Annotated in this window: 14 protein-coding genes; 4 read left to right on the forward strand and 10 right to left on the reverse strand. The window is 36.5% G+C overall.

Annotated elements, in window-relative coordinates:
* Positions 1-47 precede the first annotated feature (47 nt).
* The 6 genes from BFM98_RS00880 to BFM98_RS00905 all read right to left on the reverse strand — a co-directional run bounded on the left by BFM98_RS00880 (position 48) and on the right by BFM98_RS00905 (position 5,104).
* The gene (locus BFM98_RS00880; protein WP_231595610.1) at positions 48-449 is read right to left on the reverse strand and encodes a hypothetical protein; all 402 of its coding nucleotides are present in this window, start codon (positions 447-449) and stop codon (positions 48-50) included.
* A 53-nt stretch (positions 450-502) separates the two neighbouring features.
* Positions 503-1,879 carry a magnesium transporter gene (gene mgtE / locus BFM98_RS00885; protein WP_048392024.1) on the reverse strand — a complete coding sequence of 459 codons (1,377 nt, stop codon included), beginning with the start codon at positions 1,877-1,879 and terminating at the stop codon, positions 503-505.
* A gap of 412 nt (positions 1,880-2,291) precedes the next feature.
* Complete coding sequence (locus BFM98_RS00890) at positions 2,292-3,209, reverse strand: RluA family pseudouridine synthase (protein WP_305193105.1); 918 nt, start codon at positions 3,207-3,209, stop codon at positions 2,292-2,294.
* Positions 3,202-3,996: an NAD kinase gene (locus BFM98_RS00895; RefSeq protein ID WP_004227435.1), complete on the reverse strand. Its 795-nt coding sequence runs from the start codon at positions 3,994-3,996 to the stop codon at positions 3,202-3,204. Before BFM98_RS00895 ends, BFM98_RS00890 begins: the two co-directional genes overlap by 8 nt.
* A complete protein-coding gene (yjbM, locus tag BFM98_RS00900) occupies positions 3,993-4,664 on the reverse strand; it encodes a GTP diphosphokinase (RefSeq protein ID WP_004227437.1) in 672 nt (223 codons plus the stop codon). Before yjbM ends, BFM98_RS00895 begins: the two co-directional genes overlap by 4 nt.
* A gap of 56 nt (positions 4,665-4,720) precedes the next feature.
* Positions 4,721-5,104 (reverse strand): UPF0738 family protein, encoded by a 384-nt coding sequence (locus BFM98_RS00905; protein WP_004227440.1) that lies wholly within the window; start codon positions 5,102-5,104, stop codon positions 4,721-4,723.
* Between the two features lie 126 nt (positions 5,105-5,230).
* Here BFM98_RS00905 and BFM98_RS00910 point away from each other — a divergent pair, with 126 nt between their 5' ends.
* The 4 genes from BFM98_RS00910 to BFM98_RS00925 all read left to right on the forward strand — a co-directional run bounded on the left by BFM98_RS00910 (position 5,231) and on the right by BFM98_RS00925 (position 8,036).
* Positions 5,231-5,818 (forward strand): CYTH domain-containing protein, encoded by a 588-nt coding sequence (locus BFM98_RS00910; RefSeq protein ID WP_066036269.1) that lies wholly within the window; start codon positions 5,231-5,233, stop codon positions 5,816-5,818.
* Between the two features lie 29 nt (positions 5,819-5,847).
* A complete protein-coding gene (locus BFM98_RS24490; protein WP_048392027.1) occupies positions 5,848-6,606 on the forward strand; it encodes a lytic transglycosylase domain-containing protein in 759 nt (252 codons plus the stop codon).
* Between the two features lie 220 nt (positions 6,607-6,826).
* Positions 6,827-7,234: a globin domain-containing protein gene (locus BFM98_RS00920; RefSeq protein WP_066036270.1), complete on the forward strand. Its 408-nt coding sequence runs from the start codon at positions 6,827-6,829 to the stop codon at positions 7,232-7,234.
* The gene (locus BFM98_RS00925) at positions 7,227-8,036 is read left to right on the forward strand and encodes a DsbA family protein (RefSeq protein ID WP_004227450.1); all 810 of its coding nucleotides are present in this window, start codon (positions 7,227-7,229) and stop codon (positions 8,034-8,036) included. The genes BFM98_RS00920 and BFM98_RS00925 overlap by 8 nt, the downstream gene beginning before the upstream one ends.
* A gap of 391 nt (positions 8,037-8,427) precedes the next feature.
* On the opposite strand, the gene pepF is transcribed toward BFM98_RS00925, so the two are convergent.
* From pepF to spxA, 4 genes are all read right to left on the reverse strand, one after another.
* A complete protein-coding gene (gene pepF / locus BFM98_RS00930) occupies positions 8,428-10,245 on the reverse strand; it encodes an oligoendopeptidase F (protein WP_066036271.1) in 1,818 nt (605 codons plus the stop codon).
* 51 nt (positions 10,246-10,296) lie between these two features.
* Positions 10,297-11,415 carry a competence protein CoiA gene (locus BFM98_RS00935; RefSeq protein ID WP_066036272.1) on the reverse strand — a complete coding sequence of 373 codons (1,119 nt, stop codon included), beginning with the start codon at positions 11,413-11,415 and terminating at the stop codon, positions 10,297-10,299.
* Between the two features lie 193 nt (positions 11,416-11,608).
* Positions 11,609-12,277: an adaptor protein MecA gene (gene mecA, locus BFM98_RS00940; protein ID WP_004227456.1), complete on the reverse strand. Its 669-nt coding sequence runs from the start codon at positions 12,275-12,277 to the stop codon at positions 11,609-11,611.
* A 433-nt stretch (positions 12,278-12,710) separates the two neighbouring features.
* The gene (gene spxA, locus BFM98_RS00945; RefSeq protein ID WP_025116803.1) at positions 12,711-13,106 is read right to left on the reverse strand and encodes a transcriptional regulator SpxA; all 396 of its coding nucleotides are present in this window, start codon (positions 13,104-13,106) and stop codon (positions 12,711-12,713) included.
* Positions 13,107-13,127: the final 21 nt, after the last annotated feature.

Raw genomic sequence — 13,127 nt, forward strand, 5'->3', positions numbered from 1 at the left:
ACACACACATAAAAAAAGTGTACAGCATCCTCTGCTGTACACTTTTTTTATAAAGTTGGCAATTTTCTTCCTCGCCAAAGTATTTGCTGTATATCTTCAAAATGAATGATTTCCTGTATTTTTAATTCTAATGATGTGAGCATTAAAGAATCATTCTGTACATCTGAAGCTGTCCCAGTTAATTTTCTACCATCCTTTAAACAAACTAATAATGGCTGATAGGCTCTCTGACGAAATGGTTTTTCTAAAAACTGGAGCTGTTTCAGTAAATAAGGATCTATTTGTACTTCATCCACTGTCTCATTTTTTTCTTCAACTATTTGCTCATCGAACATAGTGTCCTTTACATAGACAGATGTACTTTCATCCAAATCAAGTTCATGTAACACCTTAGAAATATTTAAAAAATATGATGGTGATTTTATAAACAAGCGTGGTTCTTGATCCACTTTACTCACTTCCCTTTTTTCCATACAATATGCGAAAGTAAGCAAATTGGTTCTTAGCCTATTTGGCTTAAGAAAACTGTCGCTAAGCCCAAATAAATTAAAATACTTGTAATATCATTTAATGTAGTAATAAAGGGTCCTGATGCAACAGCAGGGTCAATTTTTAGTCGATGCATTAACAATGGAATAAATGAACCAGCTAATGTTGCCACTAAAATAGAACCACAAAGCGCTGCCCCTACTAACATACCTAGGACAAGTTCATGTTTCCAAAAATAAACGATCCCAATAACAATTAATCCACAAACAATGCCTGACATTAAGCCAGTACCTGCTTCACGTAATAGTAACTTCAATTTACTATGTTCTTCTACATCACCTGTTGCAATCCCTCGAATGGCCACGGCCAATGCCTGTGTTCCACTATTACCTGAAGTTCCTGAAATTAATGGAATAAAGACCGCTAGTAAGGCAACCTTATCTAAAGTATCCTCAAATTGCCCCATTAGGTTAGCTGTTAACATACCTAGAAACAGTAGAACTACTAGCCATGGCAAACGTTTTTTAGCTGCTTGGAATGGTGTTACATCAAATTTATCCATATCCGAAATACCAGCTAATTTAGAGTAATCCTCAGAAGCCTCTTCATCAATAACATCAATAATATCGTCAACCGTGATAATACCAAGTAATTCTCCTTTATCATCAATAACAGGTGTCGCTAAAAAATTATAATCCTTCATAATTTGCGCGACTTCTTCTTGGTCATCGCCTACATGTACCATCACGACACGTTCATTCATAATGGAACGAATAAGTGTATCCTCGTCAGCAATGATTAAATCACGTAACGAAATAACACCCGTTAGACGATGTTCTTCATCCACAACAAAAATATAATAAACGGTCTCTGCATCTGGTGCCTCTTTACGCAAAATGGCCATAGCTGAACGAACTGTTGAATTTTCTGGTATAGCGACATATTCAGTGGTCATGATAGAACCAGCAGTATATTCATCGTAGCTTAATAGCTCATTAATATCTTCTGCCGCTTCTTCATCCATCATTTCTAAATAGCTTTCGCGCTGTGCTGTATCCAGTTCATTTAAGACATCTGCCGCATCATCCGCATACATATGAGATAGCATTTCTGCACCGTATGATGGATCCATTTCAGCAAGATATGCTTTATACTCATCATCTTCAATATCGATTGCCTCAAAAATATCAGCCATTTCTGTCGGAGACAAGAACGAATAGATGATTTTCCTTATATCAGGTTCCACCTTTTCATAAAACGTTGCCTGATCATATGGATGAAGTTCTAAAAACTCATCACGGAATGCGTCAATATTATGTGCTTCCAGCATTTCTCGTAGATGTGCCTCATCAAATTGCACATCATCCTTTTCATTTCTTTCCTCTATCATGCTTGTCCCCTCCTTCCGAGCTTTCAATCATTTTACGGGCAATGCTGCCGTAAATCTACCTTCTATATAATAGAGTGTAATGTACCTTTTCTGCAAACTCTTTTTTAAGTTATATTTATGAGCAATTGGGCAGATTTTTATAAAATTCAATATTACGCCTAAAATCATGGCGATTCTATTTTACTATACCTTACCTTTGTCACTTTGTTATGAATAAGGTGTAAAATAATCTAATTCTCTAAACTCCAGGATAGTTGTTGTTGACGCGCAGATAAACAATACATCCAATTTTCACCTACCATACGACCTGTGATATTAAGAATCTCCCTCGTGAAGAAATACACAGTTTAACCTAATTCAAAAAATGATAAGGAGATGCTCGTTTGCGCGAACACCTCCTTTTATCAAAAATTTATGCTGAAGATTCCTTCAGTAATCTTTGCATGTCTTCATTTAGCATACTTGTAAAGTGTAATGGCACACTTGTTAAAGGATGCTCCATACTTAAAGATACACAATGTAATGCTTGTCGATCAATCTGAAGACGACTACCACCATAAAGGTCATCCCCCACAAGTGGGTGTCCAAGATGTGACATGTGCACGCGAATTTGATGTGTACGCCCTGTATGCAATTGAAGTCGTACATGTGTCATTGGTTCAGCACCCAGTGAAAAACGCTTCAGAACCTTTACATCCGTATGTGCATATTGTCCATCTTCTCGTACTTCTCTTTCAATAATACTAGCTTCTTTACGACCAATCGGAGCTATAATCGATTGAAAGTTTTGTTCGACATGCCCATGTACAATGGCTTCATATTGTCTTGAAATCTCTCTCTTACGCTGAGCAAGCCCTGTTAAATGATGAATATGAGCATGCTTAGCTATGCATAGTAAACCTGATGTATCTCGGTCTAGCCTTGTAACAATATGAGCCGTAGAGGCCAATCCTTGTTGCTGAAAATAGCCACAAACTAAATTTGCAATGCTGTTTGTTGGATGCTCTCGTGAGGGTATCGTACTTTGATGAGCTGGTTTGTTGAGCACTAAGATGGCATCATCTTCGTATACAATGGACAAATCTCCATGCTCGATAGCAAGCCCTTCACTTTTTTCTTCAGGAGGAAACGTTACTTTCACACAATCTCCAACTTGCAGGATATGTCTCACATTACGTTCGACATCATTCACAGTCAACATGCCACCATCAAACTTAATAGCTGTTAGAGCTCGCTTAGAAATACGCCACTCTTGAAGAGCCTCTCGTAATAATTGGCCATTTTTCTTTGCCTCAAATTGTAATGTAAATCTTGTATCCACGTTATTCATTTGCAACAAATGATTCATGCACTCGCTCCCAAAATGGGAATGGTCGGAAACGGGCAAAACGTACTCTTTCATTTGCTACATTAAACGCTATGGCTTTGACATCACCTTGAGTAATTTGCAAGTGATCAACAGTCATATTAAAATTTTGTTCATTTACAGGACGCAATACACAATGATGGTGTGCTGGTAAGATTAATGGCGATCCTACTGTCCTGAAAACGCGGTTATTAATTGAGGCAATTTCAGTGACTTGGAGTGCCGCTAGTGTAGGATGTATGATGGCTCCACCTAGAGCTTTATTATAAGCCGTACTACCCGAGGGAGTGGATACACAAAGACCATCACCACGGAAACGCTCAAATTGATTGCCATTTAACTCTACATCCATCACAAGTGTAACATCTGGCGATTTGACGGTTGCTTCGTTTAAAGCAAGATACGTATTTGATTCGGCATTATGATGCTCTACCCTTACTTCCAGCAGTGGATATTCCACAACATTAAAATCCTTCTTAGCAATGGACAAAACTAATTTTTCTAATTCAGATGGTTTCCAATCCGCATAAAATCCTAAATGCCCTGTATGGATACCAACGAAGGCTACCTGATCTAATAAATGGGAATATCGATGAAAGGCATGCAATAGTGTGCCATCTCCTCCAATCGAAACAACAATTTCTGGCGTCTCTTCATCATAGGTCAAGCCAAAATCCTGTAAATAGGTTTTAGCAAGTTCCATCAGCTCGTTAGATTGTGCATCTCTACGTGATTGAATCGAAAATTTCATTGCGCGTCACGCTCCTTCTCCGTTAGTAAATTAGGATTCGATGCTTCTTTATATTCGCTAAAGTAGGCCTGTGCCTCTTGAATTTCACTACGAATGGATGACATTTCTTCATCCAACCGAAATGCTGCCTCGGCAGCACTTTGCAAGCGATTCTTAATTTCTTCTGGGAACATGCCCTTATATTTATAATTTAAAGAATGCTCTATTGAAGCCCAGAAATTCATGGCTAGTGTACGGATTTGTATTTCTGCTAATACTACTTTTTTTCCTTGAATTGTTTCAACAGGATACTCCACTATCATATGGTAGGAGCGATAACCACTAGGCTTATTATGTGTAATATAATCGCGTTCTTCCACTACACGCATATCTTTTCGCTGACGAATTAGCTCAGTTACCGTTGAAATATCATCAACAAATTGACACATAATCCGAAGGCCAGCAATATCACCAAGTTCATCACCAAGTTGTTTAGAAGGCTCAAAAGCTAGTCCTTTTTCTAACGTTTTGTCATATATACTTGCTAAAGGCTTGACACGTCCTGTAACAAATTCAATTGGTGAATTTGCATTAACAATACCAAATTGCGAACGCATGCCCTTTAATTTTACTTTTAATTCGTCTACTGCTTGTTTATAAGGACTTAAAAAAATTTCCCATTGTCCCATTGTAAAAACCTCCCGACAATCGGTATCGAACACCACCGTCTGTTCGTTTTGTCTTTCTATTCAGCAAGAATAGCCTTGAAGTGTTGTTCCACTGCCTGGACAAATTCTGCCCCATAATTGTAATTTCCTTCAATATTATACACGAGCATTTCCAATTCCTCGTAGAAATTTGTCAGCTCAATCACTTCTTCACCTATTCGTAGCAATGGATTTTTCCCTTTTTGTAAAATATGTACAAGATTCTCCCAACTACTCGGTGGAAAACGCAAGTAATGATAGTCTTCACCTGCATCAAGTAAATAAATGAATGCAAAATCATCTGAATCTGCAATGAGTTGTCCAGCAGGTTTTAACTGTAAATTTACTTCATTGTCGTTTAAACTAAAATGAAGTTGATCTTGTTCAAAATTCGATGTATCTATTGTATAAATTTTACGCACATGCGGTTCCCCTTTTCGTTGTACTCTTCCTCTTATTTTAGCACACAGGGTAAATAGTTGCAGTGTGTAAATATTAATTCGAGCGAAACAACGGATGAAAAATAAAAAATAAATAGGTGACTATAAATGACACAAGAAATTGAAATTGAATTTAAAAATCTATTAACAAAACAACAATACGAACAATTATTACAAGAGTTCCACATTAGCCAAAATGCTATTCATCGTCAAACAAATCATTATTTTGACACACCTAATCAAGCAATTCGCAACCTACAAAGTGGTCTTCGTATTAGACAAATTGGTGATTATTTCGAATGTACGCTCAAAGAAAAAAACGCCGAGCATGCTCACCTTGAAACGACGGATGAAATAACAGCAATAGAGGCGCAACAAATGTTAGATGGCAAAGGATTTTATGCTCAAGAGGTAGCTAAAAGATTAGCTCTTCATCACATTCCTTTAGAACAATTGCATGTATTTGGTTCTCTCACTACAGATCGTGTCGAAATTCCCTACAAAGAGGGACTTCTCGTTTTTGATCATTCTTTCTATTTGCAGCGTGACGATTATGAGGTAGAATATGAAGCAAAAGATGCAATAAAAGGAAATATAATTTTCGACGAATTTTTACAACAATATGGTATTGATAAGCAACCAACTGATAAAAAAATTGCTCGTTTTATGAAGGCACTAAAAGCACAAAATTTATAAAAGTAGAAAAAAGGAAGGTGTCTGACTCCTTGGATATTCAATCATTCAAATCTTTACTAGAAATTCGGGCTTTGCAAACACTTGGATCAAGCGAAAGTTCACCCACAGACAATGAGTCTATTTTTTCTGATATGATTAACGAATTATTAGGAGAAACTTCGACAGCAAGTAATGCTAAATTATCAAGCTTGCTTGCTACAGGAACAGCAAATAATTCAAATTTCGTCAAAGAATTAGCTACTTTGGAGCAAAGTCCATTAGAATCATTACTTTACAAAGGGTCTAATGCTGTGTTTATACCTGAATCAGTCAAACAAGCTTTAGCAAACACATATGCTAATAACAAACTTGATTCCTATGTTTCAGACGATGTAATAGGCTCTACAGCATATGCTAATTCACTAGCAGGATCAAATGAGTATACTGCCATTATTGAAAAAGCAGCCGCTACTTATCAGATACCCGCGAAGCTTATTGCAGCGGTTATTAAACAAGAATCTAATTTTAATCCAACTGTAGTAAGCCATGCGGGTGCGCAAGGTTTAATGCAACTCATGCCCAAAACAGCACAATATTTGGGTGTGACTAACGCTTTTGATCCAGAGCAGAATATTATGGCTGGTGCAAAATATTTGCGTCAAATGCTAGATAAGTTTAATAATGACCCTTCACTAGCATTAGCAGCTTATAATGCTGGCGCATCTCGTGTTACGAAATATGGAGGAATCCCTCCTTTCAAAGAAACACAGAATTATGTCAAAAAAGTGATGAATTACTTTACAGTGTAATCGCATCTTTCCTGTTATCTATGTCATTTCCAACAAATTTCACCCATAGTGGTGAAATTTGTGCTTTTGTAGCGAACAGCAATTCGAAAGAGCTCTTTGTTTGTGTTAACGAAAAGACGTTGATAGAATGAAGGTAGTCACAAGAATTTCACAATTTGATGAGGATGAAGTATACAATATGGTACTTTACGATATAAAGAATTAAAGGAGCATATAACTTATGAGTCGAAAATACACTGTTCCTTATGAGGAGCTGGGAGCTGAAAGACTGTCAGAACTCATTCATGCGTTCTATAAAAGAGTTGCTCAGCATCCTGATCTTATTCCAATCTTTCCAAAGGATTTAACAGAAACAGCCCGTAAACAAATTCAATTTCAAACACAGTATTTAGGAGGGCCAAATCTTTTTACTGAGGAGCATGGTCATCCGATGATGCGTGCACGTCACATGAATTTTCCTATTACACCTGACCGCGCTCAAGCTTGGCTAGAGTGTATGTCAGAAGCAATGGATGAGGTAGGTTTGGAAGGGAAGTTCCGTGAGACTTATTATCAACGTTTAGTATTAACAGCTCATCACATGGTTAATACGCCAAATGACGATGAGGGGGAATTGTTACGTGAATAATATTCAAATGTTGCAAGAGCCAACGCCAACGATTTCTACTGCAAACAAGCCAATTGAATTGTATATTTTCGTAGATCCACTTTGCCCTGAAGCTTTCAGTATGCAAGCAACTCTTCGTAAATTACAGCTTGAATACAACCATTACTTCACATGGCGCTTTGTTTTAAGTACAGAACTTACTTCTTTAAATTGCTTAAGTAAACGTGTCAAAGGCTGTATTTCAGGAATCGAACTTGATATTAATCACCCTGTTTTACCTTCTATCGCTATTAAAGCAGCTGAATTACAGGGGAAACGTGCAGGTGCGCGTTATTTGTCGAAACTACAAGAATACGTATTATTAAGTCATCAAGATGTAAACTCCTATGCAACGCTTTTAAAAATAGCTGAGGATGTTCAACTCGATATGAATGAGTTTACTGTTGACTTTGGTTCAAAAGAGGCAGCACGTGCTTTCCAATGCGATTTATATATTAAACGCGAAATGGAAGTAGATGAAGTACCAAGTATCGTATTTTTCAATGAATGTATTGAAGATGAGGGACTAAAAGTTAGTGGTAGCTATTCCTATGAAGTTTATGAACATATTTTACAAGAAATGCTGAACGAACAGCTTGTCCGTCAGCCTTTACCATCAATAGAGGACTTATTTTCTAAATTCCATACTCTTTCTACAAATGAAATAGCTTTTATCTATTCATTAACAGAGCAAGCAGCAGAGCGTGAACTAAAGAAACGCATGCTGCAACAAAAGATCGAACGAATCCAGACTACTCACGCTACGTTATGGCGTCTTAAATAATAAAATAAACAAAAGGGACTCCAATCATCATGATGGAGTCCCTTTTTCAAGATAACGCAAAATACAAAGAAGCGCCTCTATCCTCGACCGATAGAGACGCTTCTTTTTCACAAAGGGGATGGGAGAAATGTTCACGTTCAAACAAAGGGGTGTATGTTTGTTTTGTGATTTATTTCACAAGAATTACTCTATCATGGAATAATATATTTAGCAATGAAACCAATACTAGATTCACAAATTTGTCAAATAGAAAGCGATTACAAACAGTATTTTTCCAAGATGCACACTTTTAAACTATTTAGAAATCAAAAAAAAACATTATTCTTTCCTTTTAATTTATGCTGTTAATAAAAAGAATTAGGCTATAGGAACATTCCTATAGCCTAATTAATTAGTTATTTAACAATAATTTTTCTAATTCATTTAAACGTTCTTCAAATACTTTACATGCATCTTCAATTGGCTTAGCTACGTTCATATCAACGCCTGCTGCCTTTAATACCTCAATAGGGAAATCAGAGCATCCCGCTTTTAAGAAGTTATTAATATAACGTTCTACAGCTGGTGCACCCTCCTCTAAAATTTGTTTACTCAATGCTGTAGCGGCTGATTTACCAGTCGCATACTGATAAACATAGTAATTATAGTAGAAGTGTGGAATACGAGCCCATTCTAAGCCTATTTCCTCATCTACCACCATATCATCACCGAAGTACTTTTTGTTTAATTCATAGTAAACTTCTGTTAAACGATCTGCTGTCAAGGATTCACCGTTCTTATCCATCTGATGAATAAGGTGTTCGAACTCTGCAAACATTGTTTGTCTGAATACCGTACTTCTGAAGCCATCTAGCCAATGGTTTAATAAGTATATTTTTTGTTGTGGATCATCAATTGTTTTCAGTAAATAGTCATTTAATAACTCTTCATTGCAAGTAGAAGCGACCTCTGCCACAAAAATAGAGTAGTCTCCATAAACAAATGGCTGGTTGTTGCGTGAATAATAACTATGAACACTATGGCCAAATTCATGTGCTAATGTAAATAGATTGTTCACATTATCCTGCCAATTCATTAAAATATACGGATTCGTACCATAAGCGCCTGAAGAATAGGCTCCACTACGCTTCCCTTTATTCTCTAAAACATCGACCCAGCGGTTATCCAGTCCATTTTGAACGATGCTTTGATATTCCTCCCCTAATGGAGCTAAAGCCTTTACTAAAATATCTTTCGCTTCATCATAAGAGACCTTCATTTCCACCTCTTTAACTAGTGGCGCAAATAAATCCCACATATGCAATTCGTCTACACCCAATAATTTCTTACGCAACAAAATATAACGTTGCATAGCTGGTAAATGCTTATGAATTGTTTCCACCAGCTGATCATAGACATTTTCGGGAATGAAGTTATTAGACATGGCAGCGTGGCGTGCAGATTCATAATGACGAATTCGAGCACTTACATTATGCTTCTTTACATTACCAGTTAGCGTAGCTGAGAACGTATTTTTAAACTTGCCATATGTTTCGTACATAGCCTTAAATGCGCCTTCACGTACAGAGCGATCCTTGCTCTCTAAAAACTTGATATAATTACCATGCGTAAGTTGTACTTCTTCTCCCTCTTCATTTTTCACATGAGGGAATACCATATCGGCATTGTTTAACATGCTGAATGTATTCGAAGCTGTACCTGTCACCTCAGACATTTGCGCTAGCAATGCCTCCTGTTCTGCTGGTAATACATGTGGACGTGCCATTGTAATTTCTTTTAAAGATTGCTTATATTGTTGTAGGTCTTGATTTTCTGTTAAGTAGCGTTCAATCGTTTCTTCACTTAATGACAGAATTTCTGGCGTTAAATAGGAAAGGCCAGCTGAGATACTCGTTGCCAATGTTTGAATACGGCTGTTCATATCTTGATAAAAGCTATTTGTAGTATCTTGATCATAGCGCATATGAGCATATGTGTAGAGCTTCATTGCACGTTCATATATATGATCATGATACTGTAAAGCTGCTAATAATGCCTCTGCCCCATTATTTAAAGTACCTGCATAGCTAGGTGCTTGTTTAGCAAGCTCTGCAACCTCCTTCAATTCCTCTTCCCAAGCTGCATCTGTTACAAAGATGTCTTCTAAGCGCCATGTTAATTCTTCTGGTACTTCTTTTCGAACCAAAACCTGATTACTATTACTAGCCATATATGCCAGCCCCCTTTATATGTGCTTTTTTCCTTTTACTCTCATATTTTCTCAGTATATTGTGGCAATTGCAAATAAATGTACATAGACTTGCTCACAATTATCTAGTAAACCATTTTCATGATACATACGCTTAAGAAGATACCCATAATTTTGAATAGCCCTGAGTGCTTGTTCGGTTACTTCGAGCTGATGCTTACATAAAAAGTTTTCCATCTGCCCCTTTGTTAATTCAAATGGAAGACGTCCTAATTGTTTACTAAAATAAAACAGCATTATTTGCCACTCGCTCGTAAACAAAGGGATAGCTGCTCCTTCTTTCACTGGAATACCAATGTATGGTGGCAGAGCAGTAAGAGAAAGATTTAATTCATAGCAATTACGTAAAAATGGATCTTGTGCCCCCTTCTTGCTATGTAAAAGACGACTATGCGCAAATTGCCTACAAGTCTGTTTATAGAGCTGCCAATAGCGTTGAAATTCTTCTGGGGTAATACGTTGAGGTCTATAAAAAGGGAAATGTTGTAGATCGACCGAAATTTTCTGTACTTTACCTATGAAAGTATGCCCATGAACATGAAGAAGATTCGTCCAATAAACAAACTGGGCTGTCACCGGGTTGTACGTCAATAAATATGGTAAATCCGTTGTCGTTATAAACGCTTTTTGCAAGAGTGGAGAGATTCTAATTTTTCTGATGCCGTTGACAGCTTCTTTGCCTTGCGGAGTTTGAAAAAGCCAAATTGCTTGTATATCGTTTCTTTCATAGCCCATTGTTCGTTGGTGCCATTTTTCATGAGAGATAGTACTACATTGAAATTCAACTGCAAACTGCTCCTTATCGAGTGTAACAAGCAAATCTGGGCGCTGAGAAAGCTCCTTTAAATATGGTTCTAGTTTCACCTGATGTCCATGCTTTTGGAGCCACTCATATAATTGCACTTTACCTTGTAAATGTATTTTAGATTCACCTTCTGCGAACAGCTGTGAACATTGATTTTTTGTGAAGTGAGCAAAGTGGGGAATATTATAGTTACCTATTTTCAATTGAACTTGTTCTAAACATTGAGGGCAATAAAATTTCATTTGCCGCCTATATCGCTGTAAAGCTTTCCTCGTATATTGATATGGGAGAAATAGTTGCTGTTGATTGTTATAGGCAATCAGCATAGTATCAGCTCCTTTTTAGCCAACTATAATAGAATGGATTTTCACTAACAAAAATAAAGCACCTTTTTCTTGAAATTTTAAAAATGAGCTCTTATTCAAGCTCTTTGATGCTGAAAACATAAAAAAGGACTGTAGCGAAACTCGATTCATTTACGAGTTTCACTACAGTCTAAAATAATTAGTGTTTCATTGCCTATGCAAAGTATTTTCGAACTGTTTCAAAGCAATTGAATTCCATAATCTTTTCACCGTACTCCTCTAGACGATGAATTGTAAAATTGGATGGTGTTAAAAATTCCTTGATAACTGCATTTCTATCATGACGATTTAAATCCTCATCTGCGTTTCCGAAATCAACAACTAGATAGTACCAATTTTCATATTTGAATAATGAGGAATCCACTAATTCGTCTGTCATTCGTTTTGCGACAGGGATTAACTCATCAATATCTTTAAATTTATAAACATAAATGTCTGTATCCATAAATAATTCTGACTCATCCATGTCACCAAATTGAGTTAGTTGGCTAAGAAGATCCTCTCCAACTTCATCGAATGGTGCAAACATATCTTTGTGTTCATCAAAATTCGAATGACCATCTAATGTTTCACCGTCTTTTAAAATATGTGCACGTGTGACAATGATTTCTAAGCCTACTTCAGATGCATTGATATGAATCCAAATCGGACCCTCTACATCAAAATAATCCTCCGTGTTTACTTCATCAATCATATCCCAAAAAAGTTGTTCACCCTTTGCTCGATTGTACCAAATTTCTTCACGACTATAGCCGCGATCCTCTATATCATTGTACGTAATAAAGAGCTTGAGTGTATTTTCATTTACACGTTCGATGTCCACTAGACCTCATCTCCCTTCACTGTCATATGTCGAAAAACAGTTTGTTTCATTAGTATGCTTTTATTCTTTGTTTTTAACCTTCATACTGCATTTGTTTTTCAACCTTTGACCACACTACAGTAAAACCATCGAGTAACCGTAAACATGAATTTTTGTGTTCACAGTTGTCTCTAACTCTATTGTATGCTGTTCTGTCATAAAATGAAAAGGATATACACCGTTTCACAGAAGATATTTGAATTATTGAAATTGTAGTAAACTATTTAACTTAAATCAAGTTTAACATACTTTTACGGAAATATATGACTTTTCCCTATTAATTATTATACTTCATATAGAAGGTTTTACAGAAGTAAAACATAAAAAAAAGATGTCACAACATGTATTCCACATCTGTAACATCTATTACATATATTATTCAGAATAGAAAGGTTTAATTCACCATTCGTTGCGCTTCTTGTAATTGATATGCTCGAACTTTTCGAGGTAAGAAACGACGAATTTCATCTTCATTGTAGCCAACCTGCAGACGTTTTTCGTCTAAAATGATTGGTCTACGTAGTAAGCCAGGATATTCCTGAATTAATTCATATAAACGTTGTAATGGTAAGCTTTCAACGTCCACATTTAATTTTTGGAATATTTTAGAACGAGTGGAAATGATTTCATCAGTCCCATCTTCTGTCATACGTAAAATTTTTTTTATTTCACTTATGCTAAGCGGTTCAGAAAATATATTACGTTCTGTATATGGAATTTCGTGCTCCTCTAACCAAGCTTTTGCTTTACGACAAGAGGTACAACTTGGTGATGTAAATAGGGTTACGATCATTCTGACACATCCTTTCAT

Origin of the sequence: Lysinibacillus sp. AR18-8 (assembly GCF_001705465.1) — a bacterium.
Classification (GTDB): Bacteria; Bacillota; Bacilli; order Bacillales_A; family Planococcaceae; genus Lysinibacillus; species Lysinibacillus capsici.